Source organism: Apilactobacillus intestinapis (genome assembly GCF_049166695.1).
Classification (GTDB): domain Bacteria; phylum Bacillota; class Bacilli; order Lactobacillales; family Lactobacillaceae; genus Apilactobacillus; species Apilactobacillus kunkeei_C.
In genome coordinates, this window is sequence record NZ_JBMHFD010000003.1 from 132,552 (window position 1) to 150,970 (window position 18,419).

Below are 18,419 nucleotides of genomic sequence, written 5' to 3' on the forward strand. Positions count from 1 at the left end.
TTTCAAGTAAGAAAACTTTACATCTACTGGAATTATAGCTTTATATGGGGTGAAAATATGGAAAACGAAACAGGCCTTTTAGAGACTAATGTCATGAAAGGTATCTTCTGGGCTTTCTTAGCTTCAGCACTTTGGGGTGTATCAGGTACAATTTTACAATTCGTATCTCAAACAGAACGTTTGGAAGCTAACTGGTTCTTATCAACTAGAACCATGATCTCTGGAATTGTGTTATTGATTATTTCTGCAATTATTTATAAAGGACACATTTTCAATGTCTTTAAGTCATGGAAATCATTCATTTGTATCGTGGCTTACGGGGTATTTGGTCTAGGTGCCAACCTATACACTTTTTACATGAGTGTACAAACTGGTAACGCCAATGCATCAACTATTTTGCAATACTTAGCACCATTATTTATTCTATTGGGATCAATCATCTTCCAACACAGAAAACCATTACCAATTGATATCATGGTTTTCGTAATTGCTTTGGCAGGGGTTGTCTTATCTCTAACTAAGGGTGATTTTTCATCACTTTCAATTACTCCTGCATCATTAATCTGGGGAATTTTATCTGGTGTAACCGCAGCGCTATACGTTGTGCTACCACGTCCGATTGTTGGACAAAGTTCACCAATTGTAATTCTAGGTTGGGGTACTCTAATTGCCGGAATTATCTTCAACTTAAAACAACCAATCTGGGTGCACATGCCACATCTAACTACTGGTATCGTATTCGGAGTTGGTGGAATTATTCTATTCGGAACAATTCTTCCATTCATGCTATTGCTACATGCTTTGAATTTCGCACCATCAGAAGTTGTTAGTCTAGTCGACGCAACACAACCTGTGGTTACTTTTATTTTAAGTATTATCTTCTTCCAAATTTCAATTAGCTTTATTGAAATCGTCGGTGCGGTTCTAGTTATTTTAGCAATCTTCATTTTACAAAAGTCACATCGTAAATTAACGATTGATAAACATAGCGAAGCTTAAAAAATATTGATATTACACTAAGAAGCGGCCTAATTTTAAGGTTCGCTTCTTTTTTATGTGTTAATATTGAACTTGTAAAATATAGTTTAAGGAAGAATATCGATGAAAAAAGCGATTAAGTTTTGGCCATACATGACAATCTTCTTGGTCGCCGTGTTAATAATGTTGCCACAAATCGTGACCGGATCATATATTTTGGGGGTCGACTCCATTTTTCATATGAATCGATTCTACGATGCGGCGATGCAACTAAAAACTGGCCATTTAAGTTACTTTATATCCATTTATGGATACCAACAGTCAGGACGAATTATTAACGCTTTATATGGGCCATTAGCGGCTTATTTTAATGGTTTAATTCTCTTGGTTGCCGGCAATTGGGTAAGATACCAGATTGTCGCCTCATTGCTAACGTTATGCGTCAGCGGAATGACAATGTATAACCTAGCAATCAGAACTCATATTAAGAAAATATATGCTGTCTTTGTCGGAATTGCTTACATGTCATCTTATTTGATTATGGGATGGGTTGTAGGGATGCAATTCACCGGATGGGGAGCTGCCTTATTACCTTGGCTACTAACGGCCGGTTTCGACATGGTTGATTATAAATCAATCAACATATTAAAACTGGCGATTCCAATGTCGATTCTGTTGCAGACTCATATGCTAAGCAGTTTGACTGGTGCGTTAGCACTAGTTCCAATGTTTATCTATGGTGTGATTCATAGTGATGAAAAGTTAAAAATGTGGCGTAACGCCATCTTGTCAGTTTTACTGACATTGTGTTTGACAGCCAACGTTTGGTACGGAATGATGCAAATATCATTCACTAACCATGCGTTAGGAGTGGCACCACAACTTGATATGTATGAAGACTCCGTTGCCTTGTTTGGTAAGAACGTATTCGTATTACCACCAATTTATTCGATTGGTTTTATCATCGTGGCGATTTACTTCGCGATTAACTTCAAAAAGATTAGCTCATCTAGAAAAATTATCTTTATTACCGGGCTATTCTTCATGTGGATTTCCTCTGTGTTATTCCCATGGGGGCCACTAGACAAGAAGTTTCCAAGCATTTCATACCTAATTCAAATGCCACGTCGTTTTGTCGTGATTCCATTCATCTTGTTATTAATCTGTGCCGGAATCATGATTAACGACGCTTCTAAAAAGCAATGGATCAATTCATTTAAGAACTACGCATTGTTGATTTTAACCTTCTTCATTATCTACAATGCGGGTGGACCAGTGAGAAAGGGAGTGCATCACTTCTTCTCACCTAAGGTGGTTCAAAACGACTACAACCTTCATTATCAAACAACGGATACCAACTCCATCAGAGATAGTTTGTCATCTCATGATACTGGTGCCGTTCTTAAGATGTTAACGAAGGCCACTCCGGACTACTTACCGGTTCAATACAAGATGACTGCTTATAACTACTTTGATTATCATCCATATGGTAACTACGGTGATCAAATCATCAACTATAAAGGTGAGGTTACAAAGACAATCAAACGTAATGGTCACTTATTGTTAACTTGGGATAATGACTCAGACGACAACAAGACAATGCAATTACCAATCTTTAAGTATGACGATACCAAGCTGATTTTAAACGGTAAGCACATTAGCAATGTTAAACAAACTCAAATCGGTAGTGTAATCGTTAACTCAAAGCCTGGTCATAATAAACTTGAAATTTACTATCATGCAACACCAATCTTATTAGCTTTACTATGGGTTACTGTATTTAGCTGGATGGGATTGATTGCGGGAATTATGATTTATCTAATTCTAAGATGGAAAAAGCATATAAAAAGAAGCGCTTCGTAATGAAACGCTTCTTTTTATTTTTCAAAATGTTTTTGAAGTTGGGTATTAATGTTTTCATTATGCTTTAGAGATGGGAAAACATACTTGTCAGCGTTTTGAATCAAAATCCCGTTAAATGCGATTGAGAATAAAGTACCGATGCTTACAGAGTAAATACGATGTAAGAAAATCGCACAGATTAAAATGATTGTGATAGGTGGTGCGAAGTCCAATAGTTGTGACTTGATGGCACTACCGTTTAAGTAATCGAAACGAAGAATGTTGGTGGTATCATCGTTTGGATGCATGAAGATGTTTGCGCGTTGGTATAGTGAGATGGCTGTACAGAAGCAGCAAACCCCAATCAATGCCATTGGCACCCTAATGAATAGTGATAGGTGATTCCAACCTAGTGATTCAAAGTAGTTGGTAAAGATTTGAATGAATGAACTGAAGAAGATGATAAAGATGACTTCTTCAACAAAACGTAAGACATCAATGTGTTTAATCAAGATTTGATTGGTCAAAGCATTGATGATTCCAAATGTAAAAATCATAATTCCAACGTCGACGCCAAACAATTGATGGATGTTTACACATGCGGCGGTCCAGATACCGGAACCACAGCCGGATACAATTGTAAGGGCATTTCCGAAGGCGTTTAATAATAGCCCAAAGATTAGTGCTATAATTCTTGTTTTTAATGTATTAACAGATCGAATAACGATCATCTCCTAAAGTGAATTAAGTAATTCAATGATATCACATATAGCAGTGTAATTATGGTAAAGTATAAGAAAGGTGATTGATATGAAGGGTAAATATGAAGTAAATCGATATATTGGTGTCGTGGTTGATGAAGATCAATCAGGCCAATATGTAATTAAGAAGGACGACAAGGGTGAATTCAAACTTCACGATTGGCGAACCGGGAAGCATACCAAGGGTAAATTCAAAGGCGTCGGTCAGTTGTTTCTAACTGAAAACAACATGCTAGTGGCAGTTGTCGACTACGAACCTGTGAAGTTCAAGGATCGTCATGAATTTACACCATTGCAAAGATTTACCAGTGAAGTCCTAAGCGATGAACAATTAAATGAAGCTAAAAAAAGACTTGATTAATATCAAGTCTTTTTTGTGGCGTTGTTATAACCAGTTGAGCTTATTAATAAGTAAGTTGAGCTTTGTTAAGCGTCGAAATTAATAGCAAATGCTTACTTCTTTAGAATCTTTTCAGCGTTTGCTGCTACTTCATCATTAGACATGTCTAGGTAAGGGTGCATCTTAGCTTCAGTAGCCATGGTGTCCTTGCCATCTTCTTCCATGTAGTGATTCCATAAAGCATCACGAACAGGTGTAGTATCATCTGACCAATCGAATTCCTTGTTCATTGGTGTGTCCAATACTCTTTCTCTATCGTTTACTTTTTGTTCAGCAGTCATTGCCATAATAAATTTCCTCCTTATTTTTAAAGCTCAATTACATTATAATTCTAATGTTTCTATTTGTTAAAAATTATGCTTTGATAATTTATCAAAAGTAAAGAAGGGCGACTTAACTTGCATTTAAACCCGATTTCGTATATATTCATAAATATACTGAAGTGAGGCAAAAGTTTATGAGAGATAAATTTGCAACAAAGAATAAAATTGTTAATGGAATGTTCGAACTACTTAAGACCACGCCATTTGATGAAATTAATGTGAAAGATATCTGTGCACAAGCTGATGTTTCACGAATGACGTATTATCGAAATTTTCATAATAAAAAAGATATCATTATTTACAGATTTGATAGCTCATTTACCACGTTCATCCAACGTTTAGCATCAAGTCAGTCACACAATCTAACCGATATCGCGACCATCTTCTTCGAACTTGTCAAAGAGGATCAAGACATGATGGAAATGATTATGAAAAATGATTTATCCATGATCTTATTAGAACGACTAAAATACTACATTTCCGACTTAATTGATGAAAACGTTTTGGAAACCAGAGAAGAATCTTCCAAGATGTTAGTTTCATTGATTGCCGGTGGATTAACAGAAATCATTATTACTTGGACTGAGGACGGAATGAAGGAACCAATTCAATCATTGGTAATCTTCGTTTCTAAGTACATGCATTTCAAGATTAACTAACTTCCTATCGTAATTGATAGGGAGTTTTTTATTTCGAGACAATAAAAAAACACCCGAGAAAATCTCGGGTGTTTTTGATCTCTTTTTAAACTAAAAGTTAAATAAGAGGTTATCCTTATGCAGGAGTAACGTTAGCAGCTTGTGGTCCACGGTCGCCGTCTTCAACGTCCAATGTAACCTTTTCGCCTTCTTCTAGAGTCTTGAAACCTTCTTTGTTGATAGCTGAGAAGTGAACGAATACGTCACCGTCTTCAGTAGTGATAAAACCGTAACCTTTATCAGCGTTGAACCATTTAACAGTACCTTGTTTCATAATATGAAACCTCCTTGCACATATCGTGCGTTATAAAATCTTAATGTATCAAAAGCCTGAATCAAGGGGTCATTTCATAAAACTATAAAACAAGTAACCTTAACAATCGAAACTATGTAACACATTGGTAATAATATACCCGAAATAGGGGGTGATGTCAACTAATATCAGAATAATAATTTTATTTATTTTTAATAATATACATCGTGTATAAACTATTGATATAAAGGCGTTTTTAAGCATTATCATACCCTTAATTCTTAAAAAATAACGAAAAAAATTTTAAAAAATAATTTTAAAATATACGAACGATTACAATCTTTTAATCTGAAATATACGTAAATTCGTTATAGTGTAAATTTTGCGCTAAATCATTTAAAATAGTGTTATTAAAGAAACGAGGGAACGAATATGAAAACTTTGGTGTTAGTATCACATCCTGAATATGATAATTCAATGACCGAAGCATTCTTAAAACAATGTCAGTCTGATATTGAAAATGTGGATTGGGTCGTTTTAGATAATATCCAAACAGACTTTACTTTTGATAAAGAACAAGAACAACAAAGATTAGCACAATACGATCGCATTTTATTTCAATTTCCAATGTATTGGTACAGTGCACCAGCCTTGATGAAGAAGTATGAAGACGATGTCTTTACCAAGAACTTCATCGCTTTTGAACAAGAGGGCGTTTTGAAGGGTAAAGAAATGGGAATCATTACCACATTGGGTGACCCAATCAAGGAATACCAAGTTGGTGGCAGGGAAAGTTTTAGTATCTCTGAATTGTTGAAACCATACCAAGCAATCGCCCAACGTGGCCAAATGAAATTCTTGAAACCATTTGTAATTTCACAATTTGCCTACATGACTGATGCGCAAAAGCAAAAGCTATTAATTGATTACCGCAGTTATTTGACCAATGATAACTTTGATAGCTTTGCCAGTTTGCAAAAATGGTACATCAACCAATTAACCGTTTTAAAGGCATCCTTAGATGATGACAAACAAAATAGAATGGATATCTTAATCGATTATCTTCAATCCAACTACGACCAATTGGACGAATTAAAATGGGAAATTGATCTAATCAAGAAGGAGGATGATGAATAATGGCTAGTCAAAACGAATGGTTGGACCAACAAATCGAAGAACTAAAAAAAAATGAAACTAGTTTTAAATTATTATCCTTTTTAGATGGGATTAAAGACATTAATAAAGAACAACAAAAAAGACTCCAACAATCCCAAGATGAATTGGACGGTAGAATGTGGAGTCCCGATAAATGGTAATAAAAAAGACTCGCTTATGCGAGTCTTTTTTATTGAGCCCAGTGGTTAATTGGACCGAATTTGTGAGCGACTGAAATTTCGTTCTTGATTGCCTTGTCGACATAGTCGTCAGCAATTCTGATAGCATCGGCGATGGAAGTGCCTTTAGCAATTTCAGATGTGATGGCTGCTGATAGAGAATCACCAGTACCATTCTTATGTTCTGTATGGTAGTAAGGTCCTTCAATCCAGAAGTCTTCTCCAGATTCTAATAGGACGTAATCTTTAACGACGTCTGTTTCACCAGCGACGTGTTTACCTTTAATAATAACGTTTTTAGCGCCTAATTCGCGAAGCTTTTTGGCGGCAAACTTGGTGTCTTCGTCTGAGTTAATTTCCATATCAGCTAACTTTTGTGCTTCGTAGAAATTAGGGGTCAAGACTGTGGCTAAAGGAATTAATTCTTCCTTCAAAGTGTCGTAAGCGGCTTGTTCAAGTAACATAGCGCCATGTTTAGTCATGATAACAGGATCTACAACTAATGGACCAAAATCGTATTTCTTGTAGTTTTCAACTACGGTACGAATAAGTTCAGCATCAGCTAACATTCCTGTTTTTGATGCTAAAATCTTAAAGTCATCAGCTAAGTCTTTGAATTCTTGGTTGATGAATGAAACTGGCATAGAGACACTGTCATGAATACCAAATGAGTTACCTGCAACACACGCTGTAATTACGGAAGCACCGTAAGTATGATGCATAAAGAAAGTATGTAAATCGGCTTGCATTCCTGCACTTCCATCACTGTCTGAACCTGCAATGGTTAAAACTTGGGGAAAATCATTTGTCATAAAATTGCCACCTCTTATTATTAAATTGAAGTTATTTTAACACAAACTTGTAAATTGTAAACAATATCGATATAATAATGAGTGAATAATTCTAATTTGCGTTAGGTACCGTCTTTATATTATAATGGTACTAATTAATTTATGGTTAACAGGAAGGGGTGTCTCTAGTGAGAATTTGTCATCCAAATGGTGTTCAAGGACGTCGTCCAATCAACAACAACAAGCGTAACAAGAAACAAAAAGAAGTTGCTGACTTACAAAAATTCTTGAAGTCAAAGCCTGCTAAATAATCTTTTGGACTCAGATTTTCTGGGTCTTTTTTTGTACATAAAAGGAGAAAAAGATGGCTAGTAAATTTTATGCAGTAAGAAAAGGAAAAAAGCCTGGTATATATAGCACTTGGGACGAATGTAAGAACCAAGTTAACGGTTTTCCTGGCGCCGAATATAAAAGTTTTAAGACCCAATCAGAAGCCAAAGCCTACATGGGATTAGCAAAACCAGCTAAGAAGGCTGTGCCTAAGATGACCAAGAGTGGATCAATCACACTATATAGTGACGGTGGTTCTAGAAACCATGGAAATAAGCTCGGCCAACACGTTAAGGATGACGACAAGGCTGCCTGGGCATATTTAATTATAAAAGACGGTAAGAAGCATTATGCCTCTGATGGTGAATTCGGTGCTACAAACAATAAAATGGAAGTCTTAGGGCTAGTTAACGCCTTGCAGTACATCATAGACCAGGGATGGCAAAACGAGTCTATTGACGCTATATTGGACTCTAAGTACGTCTTAGATTCAGTCACTAAGGGATGGCTAAACTCTTGGCGTCGTCGTGGTTGGAAGAAAAGCGATGGAACAGTCATCAAAAACAAAAATGAATTCATGCAACTATCAGCACTACTAGGCCAATTTAAGCACCTAAACTTCAAATGGACTAAGGGTCATGCTGATAACTCTGGAAACAATTTTGTTGATAAACTTTTGAATGAAAAAATGGATGATATGAAATTAAATCAACCAAACAAGACAAGTGTTCATTCAACAATTAAGAAGCGTACCGAAGAGCCTAAAATCGTTGAGAAAAAGGGGAAAAATCCCGATATGACAGTTAAACCAGCTGAATCAAAAACGGTTAAGGAATACATCGATAGAGATAAGTCAGTATCTGACATTGAGAAGAGCCTTCGTGATTTAGGTTTTTTTGATAAATAATTTCATATGATACAATAATAATTGAATAAGTTATGAAAGCTGGCAAAATATGAAAACAGAACGTGAAAAAATGACGGCAGGAGAACCTTATCAACAATATGACGAAGAGTTACAACAAAGACGTAGTGTTGTTAGAAAAGAGTTAAGCGCCATTAATTCACTATCAGATAATAAAGAACAAAACCAACGACTAGCCAAATTGCTTGGCGATAGTGGTAATAATCTATGGATTGAAACCGGCGTTGAATTCGACTATGGATACAACATCCATGTTGGAGACGACTTTTATGCCAACTACCACTTAACATTGTTGGACACATGCCCAATCACAATTGGAGATCATTGTTACTTTGGTCCAGACGTTGGATTGTACACACCGGTACATCCATTGGACCCAGACCAAAGAAAGGCCGATGTCGAAATGGGAAAACCAATTACCATCGGTGATAATTGCTGGCTAGGAGGACATGTGACTGTATTGCCCGGTGTTACATTGGGTGAAAATGTTGTCGTTGGTGCTGGATCAGTTGTTACCAAATCATTTGGCGACAATGTGGTCATTGTAGGTAATCCAGCTCGTGTTATTAAAACTGTCAAATAGGAATTAAAATATGCTTTTCAAACGCCCGTGCGGCCACATTTTACATAAATTGTTATTTGTGTATAATATAATTGAAATGCAAAAATAATTCGAATTTAATTTGTATAACCTTAGAAAAGCTGTGCAGATGGTCATTCGTTATATACGAATCACTTATTTGTGCAGCTTTTTGTGTTTAATCTCAGAGGAGGATTATTATTTTTAAAAGTAAAAATATCGACAAGCTCGTCTTTATTCCTACTGTCGTATTATTTTTAGGGGTTTCAGTATTTTTGATAATTGGTGGTTCTTCACTACAAGGACTTCTAAACAACGTATTGAACTGGGTAACCAGCAATATGGGTTGGGGTTACATGTGGATTTACATCATCAATTTCTTGTTTTTTGTATATTTGATGTTATCAAAGTATGGCAATATTCGTTTAGGGGAACCTACGGATAAGCCGGTGTACAAGAACTTCCAATGGGGTTCAATGGTCTTTGCGACCGCCATCGATGCAAGTATTCTAATGCTTAGCATGGTGGACCCATTGAGATACGTTCAACATCCAGAAGGATCTGTTAAACCATACTCAGTGACTGCTTACAACTTAGCTCACATGTATGGTCAATACGATTGGGGTCCAATGGCTTGGTTGATGTTCGCGGCACCCACGATTGCTATTGGTTATATGATGTATAACAAGAAACGCAAAATACAATCTCTAAGTGATGCGATTACCATCTTAGATGGTGAAAAACTTTGGCAAAACATTGCCAGAAAAATCGTCAACCTACTAGTAGTATTTGGAATCATGGGAGGGGTAGGAGCCTCCGTAGGTTTGGAAATTCCAATCATTTCCAAAGTCTTAAGTTCTTTAACCGGAATTCCTGATAATCTAAATATGAAACTAGGATTATTCTTGGTATTATTCATTATCTTTGCACTAACCGTCTTTAAGGGACTAAACGGTGGAATTGATAAGTTAAGTAATGCCCACATCTGGACCGCTATTATTTTCCTAGCAATCGTCTTGCTAGTTGGTCCAACCGTATACATTCTAAATTCAGAAACAAACAGTGTCGGATTATTGATTCAAAAATTCATTCCAATGAGTATGAATACCGTGCCAAACGGTCGTCCCGGAATTGCCCAACAAGAAACCATTTTCTATTGGGGTTGGTGGTTATCATACATGCCATTCATGGGACTATTCATTGCTAAGATTTCCAAGGGACGCACAATCAGACAAATCGTCATGGGGATGCTTACCTATGGTGCTTTGGGATGCATGAGTTTTTATGCCGTCTTTGGTGGTTACTCACTATGGCTACAAAAGACCGGAACATTGAATTTAACACATATCTTAAATACGCAAGGCCAAGCCGCTGTTATTTCAGCCGTTCTTGGAACCTTACCTATGAAGTATGTCATGTTTGCATTTTACTTTATTTCCTGTTTCATCTTCTTGGCAACCACGATTTCATCATCAGCATTCGTGCTTTCTTCATTTACCAGTTTGCCACTTGGTCCTGGTAAAGAACCTAGTCGTGTTAACAGAATGACCTGGGTAGTTGTATTTATCCTATTCTCATTCAGTTTAGTTGTCGTTGGGGGATTTGAGACAGTTCAAACTTTCTGTACCTTAGCCGGGTTCCCATTGATGTTCGTCTGCATCTTGATCATTATGTCAGTCTTTAAGATGATTAAAAATGATCCTACCGTAATTAGAAATCCAAGATGGACGCCACGTCGTGGGAAGAAACCAGTTACTGTTGAACGAAAGAGTGCCATTAAGGGTAAATTAATCCTATGGCCAAAAAACACAATTAATAGACATTAAAGTCGCTAAAAGCCACTAATGGATATAAAAAATCCATGTAGTGGCTTTTTTTGTGATAATATTTATATGTTATAAAAAATGAGGAGTTGAAGAGAAAATGGCTAAAAAAGTAATTATTCCTAAAGAATTTGCTCATTATTTAGGCGAACCACTTAGGGATTATGGCTTTGAAGTAGTGGAATTAGAAGATCAATACGCAGACTCTCTACTTCAACACAAAGATGCTGATGGAATGGTAATTAATGCGACTCCATTAAGCAATGACACTATCGACCAAATGCCTAACCTAAAGGTTATCGCACGTTTTGGTGTGGGATACGATAATGTCGATTTAAACCACTGTAAGGAACGTGGAATTTACGTTACCAATACACCTGGTGGAAACGAAGTGGCGGTTGCTGAATGTGCCGTTACCGATATTTTAATTTTATCTAAGAACCTATACACAGTTTCTCAAAAAATGCATGAAGGTGATGACTCATACGCATTCCATCACCCATCACACGATATTAAGGGTAAGACAATTGGGATTGTTGGTTATGGAAACATTGGTCAACAAGCTGCCAAGATGCTTTCAGGTTTCGGTGTTAAGACATTGATCTGGAACAGAAGCCCTAAGACTTCAGAATACGGTGAATTCGTTGAATGGGATGAACTATTTAAACGTTCTGATTTCGTTTCACTACATCTACCAGCAGTGAAGGGAACTATCGGTTCTGTTAATAAAGACACATTCAAGATGATGAAGAATTCAGCATTTATCGTTAACTTTGCTAGAGGTGCAGTGATTAACGAACAAGACATGATTGAAGCCTTGAAGTCTGGTGAAATCGCCGGAGCAGGTCTAGACGTGTTCGAAAAAGAACCACTTCCAATGGATAGTGAACTAAGAAAACTACCAAACGTCTTCATGACTCCACATAATTCAGGATTCTCAGTAGAATCATTTACTAAGATTTCTAACATGGCAAGTAGTGAAGTAAACCACGTGCTAAAGGGTGAAAAGCCTGAACACTGTGTTAACGGTTTGGACTAATTCAACCAAAATAAAAAGCCCCGTAAGAATTATCTTACGAGGCTTTTTTGTTTATTATAGTTTGTACTTTTCGTCGATGTCGTCGCCTTGAGAGGTTAGAATCTTTGGACCATCTTTAGTGATAGCAATGGTGTGTTCGTATTGAGCTGAGTTAGTACCATCTGATGATACGTAGTAAGTCCAGTCGTCCTTAGCATCGTATCTATCAGTGATTTCCCAAGTTCCTAGGTTAACCATTGGTTCGATGGTAATGGTCATACCTTCTTTTAGACGTAGACCCTTACCAGGTTCACCGTATGCAGGAACGTTTGGTTGTTCGTGCATAGTAGGTTGAATTCCGTGACCGATTAGTTCACGAACGTCACCCATGTGGTTTTGGTTTTCAATGAAGTCTTGGCAAGCAAAACCAATATCACCTAAACGGTTACCAACAACGGCTTGGTCGATACCGCGGTATAGAGCTTCCTTACATACGTCCATTAGCTTTTGGTCTTCTTCTGAGATGTTTCCAACTGCATAAGTCCAGCAAGAGTCACTTTCAAAGCCATCCTTGTTAACGGTCATATCAACCTTAACAATGTCACCATCTTTAAGCTTTAGGCCCTTACGTGGAATTCCGTGAGCTACTTCGTCGTTAACTGAAACACAAGTAGCAAACTTGTAGCCTTCAAAACCTTTTTCTGATGCCTTTGCACCATGTTCGGTGATGTATTTGTCAGCAAATTCTTCGATTTCCCAAGTATCTAGACCTGGTTTGATCATGTCACGTAAGCCAAGGTGAACGCCAGCTAAGACTTCACCGGATTTGGCCATCATTTCGATTTCGCGTGGTGATTTAAGTGTAATCAAAATAAATTCTCCTTTATTCGTTCATATTTAGTCTATACCTATAATCTACTACAAATTACTAGATTTGGCTAATTAATGCACATAATTATGGATGTAAATTTTGTGATTTTCTAGTATGATAGAGAGTAGAAGAAAAGAGAGGGGAATCATCTTGAGTAAAACAGCTAAGACCAATATTATTTTGATTATTGTGACATTAATTGTTGCGTTTTTCGCAGTTTTCTTTGCGATTAGAAGTGACAACCTATTAATGTCTCGATCATCTAGAGGTGGTCAAAACACACCAACATTGTATGTTCATGGTCTGGGAGGATCTAGTAAATCCACTAATCACTTGGCAACAATTGCATCACGTGATGGAGGTAACCGTTCTCTAATTATACTAGTTAATAAACGAGGTAAAATAAAATATAAGGGTAATCTTGAACTAAATACCAGAAAACCAATTATTCAAGTTATTTTCAAGAAAAAGTTTACACCGGTTGATCAACAAGTAAGTTGGTTACATGCAATTCTATTAAAACTAAAAGACCATTATGGATTTAATTACTACAATGCTGTCGGTCATTCTACCGGAGCCGTTACTATCTTAGATACAGCTGCAAGGTATAACAGCGATGAAGACATGCCAAAATTACAAAAATTTGTTTCAATCGCCGGACCATACGACGGTATCATCAAGTTAGGCAGTACGGGTAATGATAATTACGTTGATGCACAAGGTAAACCCATGATTTACTCACAAGCTAACAAGTGGTTCCCATCATATCAATTACTTTTAAATGATTGTAAGACATTCCCTAAAGATGTTTCTGTTTTGAATATATATGGTAACGATAATACCAAACAAGAATCAGACGGTGTCGTTTCAGTTGCCTCAGCTCGATCATTGAAGTACTTGATTGGTAAACGTGCTAAGAACTACCAAGAAATCCCAGTTAATGGGGTCAATGGTCAACACAGTCGTTTGCACCACAACATCTTCGTTGATCACATCATCGCAAGGTTCTTGTTCGACGAAAATTAAGCAAAGCAAAATAGTTTACTTATTAAACCTAAATCGATAAAATAGAAAAAGTATTAAATTATAATGATTCTAAATTAGGAGATGAAGGTTTTGAAGAATTACGATTTAAATGGTAAGCCATACAATCGTTTTTTGTTCGTCATTGTATTACTTTTGGGTAGCTTTACAATGTCAATGAGCCAATCATCAATTTCAACCGCTTATCCTACCTTAATGAGCTCATTTGGAATTGATGCTTCGACTGTTCAATGGTTAACTACCGGATTTATGCTAATCATGTGTGTCATGATGCCGGTTAGTCCATGGTTACTTAACAATGTTAAGTTTAAGCAATTATTCTTATTGATTTTAGCAATTTTTGATATCGGAACTTTGATTGTGGTAGTTGCACCTAACTTCCCAGTGATGATGTTAGGTCGTGCAATGGAAGCAATTGCTGTTGGTATTTTATTCCCATCATACCAATCAGTGTTGTTATACATTACACCTGAAGAAAAAAGGGGGACTACCATGGGATTTGCTGGCCTAATCATGGGTTCAGCACTTGCTTGTGGTCCAATTCTTTCAGCAATCGTTCTACACTTCTCAGCATGGCGTGGATTATTCATCGTCTTTGCCGTTATCATTTCAGTTCTATTTGTAATTTCACTATTTGCAATTAAGAATGTCATGCCACAAAAGGAAAGTCACCTAGACTTCCCATCAGTCATCCTATCAGTTGGTTTGATTGGTATCCTATACGTGGTTAACATGATTGGTAAGACCAACATTGATTTGACTGAAGCCATTATCATCTTGGTTGTAAGTATCTTAATGGTTGCGATGTTTGCAATTCGTCAATTCAAGATGGATCAACCACTACTACAATTGAGAGTGTTAAAGGACTTTAACTATGACCTATCAGTTGGTTTAACAGGTGCTTCATACATCGCTTTAATTGTTGTGACAATCATTTTCCCACTTTACTACCAAGACGTATTGGGAGTAAGCAAGACTGTTTCTGGTTTAGCACTAGCTCCTGGTGCCATCGTATTGAGTTTGTTAAACCCATTAACTGGTAAGTTAGCAGATAAGATTGGTTTCAAATCAACCATGCTAACAGGGATGTTTATGATTCTAGCCGGATGGTTAGTATTGAGCATCACCGGCGCTACATTGGGTCTTGTACCAATGATGGTAATTGCTGCAATCATCGAAGGTGGAAACGCCTTTGTCATGATGCCGGCCGTTACAATGGGTGCTAACTCATTACCAAAGGATTTAATCTCAGATGGTACAGCAGTTATTTCAACATTTAGACAAATTCTTGGATCAACTGGTGTCTTGGTTGCTACCTTGATTTTATCTAACGTTATGAACAACAACATTGCTAAGGGAATGAGCCATGCAATTGCCCAAATGGGTGGTTTCCATGTCGTCTTCATTACATTCTTTGTGATTGAACTATTCGGTCTAGCAATGGCATTAATGCTTAAGAACACTAAAAAATAAAAGCTAAATAAAAAGGCCTGACTTTTGTCAGGTCTTTTTTTATTACCAAATATTTACTCGCTTATCTTCAGGTAAGTACATTCCGTCCCCGGGTTGAACGTCGAAGGTCTTGTAGAAGTCTTCTAGGTTCTTCACTTGAACTTGTGCTCTTAGTTCGGTTGGAGCGTGCACATCGATTGATAGTAGTAATTGTTTGTATTGTTCAGTTGATTTGGTACGCCAGATGGTTGCCCAGTTGATGAAGAAGTCACGTAGGTTTACGTCTGCTTCTCCCTTGGCAGCTTCTAGGGCACAGCTTAGACCACCAGCATCGGCGATATTTTCTGAAACGGTCAACTTACCGTTAACCTTTTGTCCGGCGAAGTCTAAACCATCGAATTCCTTAACCATGTTTTCGGCTAGGGCATCGAAGTGCTTATGATCATCTTCGGTCCACCAGTTGTTTAGGTTACCGTATTGGTCGAATTGACAACCGTTGTTATCAAACGCGTGAGAAATCTCATGGGCGATAACGGCACCGATACCACCAAAGTTTTGACTTGATGATTGTTCTAGGCTATAGAAAGGTGCTTGTAAAATAGCAGCAGGGAAGACAATCACGTTTTCCAGAGGTGAGTAGTAAGCGTTAACCGTGTTAGCGCTCATGTCCCAGATGCTCTTATCTACTGGTTGGTTCCACTTGCTGAACTTATCCTTAGTGATAATCTTGTCGATGTTTTCAACGTTGGTGTATAAATCACCGCCATCTTCCTTACCAACTACCTTGAATTGGTGGTAAAGTGGGTTGATTTCATCAGGGTAACCAACGTGAATAGCTAGAGCGTTTAACTTTGTGATAGCCATCTTCTTAGTGTCTTCACTCAACCAGTCGTTTTGTGATAGACGCTTTTCGTAAACGTTAATCATCTTAACGACCATGTCGTGGACATCTTGTTTGGCCTTTTCACCGAAGTACTTTCGACCGTAGTAGTCACCAACGACTTGGTCGAATAATCCGGATGCTAGGTAGTATGCGGCCTTCTTAGGTTTAGTAGCTTCCTTCTTACCTGAAAGGGTACGTGAGAAAGTTCCACCGATTTGACGGAATTCTTCTGATAGTAGACCAGCAGACCCCTTAACGACCTTCACAATCATCCAGTTCTTCATCTTGGAGAATGTATCGTCGTTGACGATTTCATTGAATGCCTTGAAGTAGTCTGGTTCAGTCACGATGACTTGATCAGGCACTTGGCCAATTAGACCAGTAACGTAGTCATCCATATCAAACTTGTCAATTTGACTAGCTAGATCACTGTAGCTCATTGGGTTGTACATCTTAGTGAAGTCGGCATTTTCTTCGGCTGACTTGATGTGTGGTGCGATGGTTCTATCGAAGTCTTCAGCGGCATCGACGATGTTTTTAGCTTGTTGTTCGTCGTAGCCAACCATAGTTAATAGCTTTTGCATCATGTCACGGAACACTGGCATTAGTTTGGCACCAGCCGGGTTTTGTTTATCATAGTAGGTCTTATCTGGTAGGAAGGTTGAAGCACCGCTTGCGTACAATGCGTTGTACTTGGCGTTCTTCATGTCTGCTTCAATGCCGAAACCAAATGGTAGGGGCAAACCAGATAGAGTCCAATCAGATAGTTGCTGATTTAAATCGTCGAATGATTTAACGTCTTCGATTCTTTGAAGGGTGGCTTTTAGTGGTTTAGCACCATCTTGTTCACGCTTATCAAAGTCCATTGCTAAATCGTATAACTTCTTGAATTCTTGCATATCGTCATTTGATGGTTGCATTGATCCATCAAGTAGGGCGTCAAAGTCATTCATTAAAGTTTTGTCGATGTTATCGACTAGGTCCATGAAACCACCGGTTGAAGAGTGGTCTGATGGAATGGTTGCATTCTTAACCCATTCACCGTTAACGGCTTGATAGAAGTCGTCTTTGATTAGTGATTCGTTAATCTTGTCATTACTCATTTTGACACCTCATTTACGTTTATTTTTTTGCTATATCCCTAGTATATAAAAAAGCTATTCTAAAGTTAATAGAATAGCTTTTCTTTATTATTATTTGTTGATTAAATCTTCGATTGAGTTGATGTTCTTCATGTACTTAGGAACAGCCAATCCAACCTTAGCACCATTCAAGTTTGGACCAACATCGTCGATTTTATCCTTGTATTGTTTCATGTATAAACCGGCAGTGTTAGGTAACCAAGCTGATAGTGAGGCATCGGCAGCGTTAGTTGCGATTGATGCCCACATTGGTTGCATTTCTAGGGCTTGGATAGTTGCCTTGTAACCCATCTTGTTTAGAACTTCAGCCATCACATTAGTTGATGCGATTTCTGAATCCCAAGCAACATAAGTTAACTTAACTGCTTTACCATTACCTCTTGGAGCACCTTTAGTCCATTCTTGGTATAACTTAGGGTTCTTCTTGATGAAGTTATCAGCAGCTACCTTAGGATCAACACCAGCATTAGTTTGTAGCATCACGTCTGACATTTGAGATGGAGTCCAGTGGAATTGCTTTAGAATCTTGTAAGCACCAGGATTATCCTTGGCTAGACCCTTTCTAGCAATTGTGTGGATTTGTTCTGAAGAACCGTAAACATTCTTAGGATCCTTTAGGAACTTAAGAGGGAACTTCTTGAACATCCAGTGTGGTTGCCATCCAGTAACTACGATTGGTTGTTTGTACTTAATTGCTTTAGCTAATGTAGAAGTCATTGCAGCAGTTGAACTAGTTTGTAGTTGCCACTTGTTTTGTGCTAAAGGATATTCCTTTAACGCATTTTGTGTAGAAGCCATAATACCGGCCCCAGCATCAATACCAGTGATGGTGTAGTTGATTTGAGGACCTAACTTCTTATGAGGATTGTATGGAGAAGTTAAACTACTACAAGCAGTTAGAACTGTTGCCATAAGAAACATGGTTAATGTTGCTAAAACATATCTAGTTTTCTTTCTCATTTAAATCCTCC

Annotated in this window: 20 protein-coding genes; 13 read left to right on the plus strand and 7 right to left on the minus strand. The window is 37.6% G+C overall.

All coding sequences use genetic code 11. The annotated features are described in order from the left end of the window. Positions 1-57: 57 nt before the first annotated feature. Together ACOMA7_RS03445 and ACOMA7_RS03450 are read left to right on the plus strand one after the other, a co-directional pair. On the plus strand, positions 58-999 hold the full coding sequence (locus ACOMA7_RS03445; RefSeq protein ID WP_421391992.1) for a DMT family transporter: 942 nt from the start codon (positions 58-60) through the stop codon (positions 997-999). Between the two features lie 102 nt (positions 1,000-1,101). Continuing rightward, positions 1,102-2,841 carry a hypothetical protein gene (locus ACOMA7_RS03450; RefSeq protein ID WP_421391994.1) on the plus strand — a complete coding sequence of 580 codons (1,740 nt, stop codon included), beginning with the start codon at positions 1,102-1,104 and terminating at the stop codon, positions 2,839-2,841. Positions 2,842-2,855: 14 nt separating this feature from the next. Here the strand turns inward: ACOMA7_RS03450 and ACOMA7_RS03455 are convergent, their stop codons facing one another. Then, the gene (locus ACOMA7_RS03455) at positions 2,856-3,551 is read right to left on the minus strand and encodes a DUF6198 family protein (RefSeq protein ID WP_421391996.1); all 696 of its coding nucleotides are present in this window, start codon (positions 3,549-3,551) and stop codon (positions 2,856-2,858) included. A gap of 79 nt (positions 3,552-3,630) precedes the next feature. Here ACOMA7_RS03455 and ACOMA7_RS03460 point away from each other — a divergent pair, with 79 nt between their 5' ends. After that, a complete protein-coding gene (locus ACOMA7_RS03460; protein WP_053792037.1) occupies positions 3,631-3,942 on the plus strand; it encodes a DUF7671 family protein in 312 nt (103 codons plus the stop codon). Between the two features lie 92 nt (positions 3,943-4,034). On the opposite strand, the gene ACOMA7_RS03465 is transcribed toward ACOMA7_RS03460, so the two are convergent. After that, positions 4,035-4,262, minus strand: a complete 228-nt coding sequence (locus ACOMA7_RS03465; protein WP_054608453.1) for a P8 family protein — start codon at positions 4,260-4,262, stop codon at positions 4,035-4,037. 176 nt (positions 4,263-4,438) lie between these two features. On the opposite strand from ACOMA7_RS03465, the gene ACOMA7_RS03470 reads away from it, so the two are divergent. Continuing rightward, positions 4,439-4,963: a TetR/AcrR family transcriptional regulator gene (locus ACOMA7_RS03470; protein ID WP_034530570.1), complete on the plus strand. Its 525-nt coding sequence runs from the start codon at positions 4,439-4,441 to the stop codon at positions 4,961-4,963. 115 nt (positions 4,964-5,078) lie between these two features. On the opposite strand, the gene ACOMA7_RS03475 is transcribed toward ACOMA7_RS03470, so the two are convergent. Then, positions 5,079-5,276: a cold-shock protein gene (locus ACOMA7_RS03475; protein ID WP_034530568.1), complete on the minus strand. Its 198-nt coding sequence runs from the start codon at positions 5,274-5,276 to the stop codon at positions 5,079-5,081. Positions 5,277-5,687: 411 nt separating this feature from the next. On the opposite strand from ACOMA7_RS03475, the gene ACOMA7_RS03480 reads away from it, so the two are divergent. Beyond that, positions 5,688-6,392 (plus strand): NAD(P)H-dependent oxidoreductase, encoded by a 705-nt coding sequence (locus ACOMA7_RS03480; protein WP_421392001.1) that lies wholly within the window; start codon positions 5,688-5,690, stop codon positions 6,390-6,392. Next, positions 6,392-6,571 carry a hypothetical protein gene (locus ACOMA7_RS03485; protein ID WP_421392004.1) on the plus strand — a complete coding sequence of 60 codons (180 nt, stop codon included), beginning with the start codon at positions 6,392-6,394 and terminating at the stop codon, positions 6,569-6,571. Before ACOMA7_RS03480 ends, ACOMA7_RS03485 begins: the two co-directional genes overlap by 1 nt. 29 nt (positions 6,572-6,600) lie before the next feature. Here the strand turns inward: ACOMA7_RS03485 and thiD are convergent, their stop codons facing one another. Next, complete coding sequence (gene thiD / locus ACOMA7_RS03490; protein WP_421392006.1) at positions 6,601-7,401, minus strand: bifunctional hydroxymethylpyrimidine kinase/phosphomethylpyrimidine kinase; 801 nt, start codon at positions 7,399-7,401, stop codon at positions 6,601-6,603. Positions 7,402-7,568: 167 nt separating this feature from the next. On the opposite strand from thiD, the gene ACOMA7_RS03495 reads away from it, so the two are divergent. The 5 genes from ACOMA7_RS03495 to ACOMA7_RS03515 all read left to right on the plus strand — a co-directional run bounded on the left by ACOMA7_RS03495 (position 7,569) and on the right by ACOMA7_RS03515 (position 12,077). Next, a complete protein-coding gene (locus tag ACOMA7_RS03495; protein WP_257719910.1) occupies positions 7,569-7,691 on the plus strand; it encodes a hypothetical protein in 123 nt (40 codons plus the stop codon). A gap of 53 nt (positions 7,692-7,744) precedes the next feature. Next, positions 7,745-8,617, plus strand: a complete 873-nt coding sequence (locus ACOMA7_RS03500; RefSeq protein WP_421392010.1) for a ribonuclease H family protein — start codon at positions 7,745-7,747, stop codon at positions 8,615-8,617. A 49-nt stretch (positions 8,618-8,666) separates the two neighbouring features. Further along, positions 8,667-9,218 carry a sugar O-acetyltransferase gene (locus tag ACOMA7_RS03505; protein WP_054608426.1) on the plus strand — a complete coding sequence of 184 codons (552 nt, stop codon included), beginning with the start codon at positions 8,667-8,669 and terminating at the stop codon, positions 9,216-9,218. A gap of 233 nt (positions 9,219-9,451) precedes the next feature. Further along, a complete protein-coding gene (locus ACOMA7_RS03510; protein WP_054605804.1) occupies positions 9,452-11,041 on the plus strand; it encodes a BCCT family transporter in 1,590 nt (529 codons plus the stop codon). Between the two features lie 97 nt (positions 11,042-11,138). Then, positions 11,139-12,077, plus strand: a complete 939-nt coding sequence (locus ACOMA7_RS03515) for a phosphoglycerate dehydrogenase (protein ID WP_034532572.1) — start codon at positions 11,139-11,141, stop codon at positions 12,075-12,077. A 54-nt stretch (positions 12,078-12,131) separates the two neighbouring features. Here the strand turns inward: ACOMA7_RS03515 and map are convergent, their stop codons facing one another. Continuing rightward, positions 12,132-12,926 carry a type I methionyl aminopeptidase gene (gene map / locus ACOMA7_RS03520; RefSeq protein WP_054608424.1) on the minus strand — a complete coding sequence of 265 codons (795 nt, stop codon included), beginning with the start codon at positions 12,924-12,926 and terminating at the stop codon, positions 12,132-12,134. Positions 12,927-13,077: 151 nt separating this feature from the next. Between map and ACOMA7_RS03525 the strand changes: the two genes are divergently transcribed. Together ACOMA7_RS03525 and ACOMA7_RS03530 are read left to right on the plus strand one after the other, a co-directional pair. Beyond that, the gene (locus tag ACOMA7_RS03525) at positions 13,078-13,953 is read left to right on the plus strand and encodes an alpha/beta hydrolase (protein ID WP_301945364.1); all 876 of its coding nucleotides are present in this window, start codon (positions 13,078-13,080) and stop codon (positions 13,951-13,953) included. An 81-nt stretch (positions 13,954-14,034) separates the two neighbouring features. After that, a complete protein-coding gene (locus ACOMA7_RS03530; protein ID WP_054608422.1) occupies positions 14,035-15,444 on the plus strand; it encodes an MFS transporter in 1,410 nt (469 codons plus the stop codon). A 42-nt stretch (positions 15,445-15,486) separates the two neighbouring features. On the opposite strand, the gene ACOMA7_RS03535 is transcribed toward ACOMA7_RS03530, so the two are convergent. Next, positions 15,487-17,409, minus strand: a complete 1,923-nt coding sequence (locus ACOMA7_RS03535; protein WP_421392015.1) for a M13 family metallopeptidase — start codon at positions 17,407-17,409, stop codon at positions 15,487-15,489. Between the two features lie 90 nt (positions 17,410-17,499). Further along, positions 17,500-18,408 (minus strand): glycine betaine ABC transporter substrate-binding protein, encoded by a 909-nt coding sequence (locus ACOMA7_RS03540; RefSeq protein ID WP_054608409.1) that lies wholly within the window; start codon positions 18,406-18,408, stop codon positions 17,500-17,502. Between the last annotated feature and the right edge of the window lie 11 nt (positions 18,409-18,419).

Excerpts from the sequence above, each read along its gene's own strand:
- ACOMA7_RS03445 (WP_421391992.1), top strand. The coding sequence starts at position 58 with ATGGAAAACGAAACAGGCCTTTTAGAGACTAATGTCATGAAAGGTATC.
- ACOMA7_RS03450 (WP_421391994.1), top strand. The coding sequence starts at position 1,102 with ATGAAAAAAGCGATTAAGTTTTGGCCATACATGACAATCTTCTTGGTC.
- ACOMA7_RS03455 (WP_421391996.1), bottom strand. The coding sequence starts at position 3,551 with ATGATCGTTATTCGATCTGTTAATACATTAAAAACAAGAATTATAGCA.
- ACOMA7_RS03460 (WP_053792037.1), top strand. The coding sequence starts at position 3,631 with ATGAAGGGTAAATATGAAGTAAATCGATATATTGGTGTCGTGGTTGAT.
- ACOMA7_RS03465 (WP_054608453.1), bottom strand. The coding sequence starts at position 4,262 with ATGACTGCTGAACAAAAAGTAAACGATAGAGAAAGAGTATTGGACACA.
- ACOMA7_RS03470 (WP_034530570.1), top strand. The coding sequence starts at position 4,439 with ATGAGAGATAAATTTGCAACAAAGAATAAAATTGTTAATGGAATGTTC.
- ACOMA7_RS03475 (WP_034530568.1), bottom strand. The coding sequence starts at position 5,276 with ATGAAACAAGGTACTGTTAAATGGTTCAACGCTGATAAAGGTTACGGT.
- ACOMA7_RS03480 (WP_421392001.1), top strand. The coding sequence starts at position 5,688 with ATGAAAACTTTGGTGTTAGTATCACATCCTGAATATGATAATTCAATG.
- ACOMA7_RS03485 (WP_421392004.1), top strand. The coding sequence starts at position 6,392 with ATGGCTAGTCAAAACGAATGGTTGGACCAACAAATCGAAGAACTAAAA.
- thiD (WP_421392006.1), bottom strand. The coding sequence starts at position 7,401 with ATGACAAATGATTTTCCCCAAGTTTTAACCATTGCAGGTTCAGACAGT.
- ACOMA7_RS03500 (WP_421392010.1), top strand. The coding sequence starts at position 7,745 with ATGGCTAGTAAATTTTATGCAGTAAGAAAAGGAAAAAAGCCTGGTATA.
- ACOMA7_RS03505 (WP_054608426.1), top strand. The coding sequence starts at position 8,667 with ATGAAAACAGAACGTGAAAAAATGACGGCAGGAGAACCTTATCAACAA.
- ACOMA7_RS03515 (WP_034532572.1), top strand. The coding sequence starts at position 11,139 with ATGGCTAAAAAAGTAATTATTCCTAAAGAATTTGCTCATTATTTAGGC.
- ACOMA7_RS03530 (WP_054608422.1), top strand. The coding sequence starts at position 14,035 with ATGAAGGTTTTGAAGAATTACGATTTAAATGGTAAGCCATACAATCGT.
- ACOMA7_RS03535 (WP_421392015.1), bottom strand. The coding sequence starts at position 17,409 with ATGAGTAATGACAAGATTAACGAATCACTAATCAAAGACGACTTCTAT.
- ACOMA7_RS03540 (WP_054608409.1), bottom strand. The coding sequence starts at position 18,408 with ATGAGAAAGAAAACTAGATATGTTTTAGCAACATTAACCATGTTTCTT.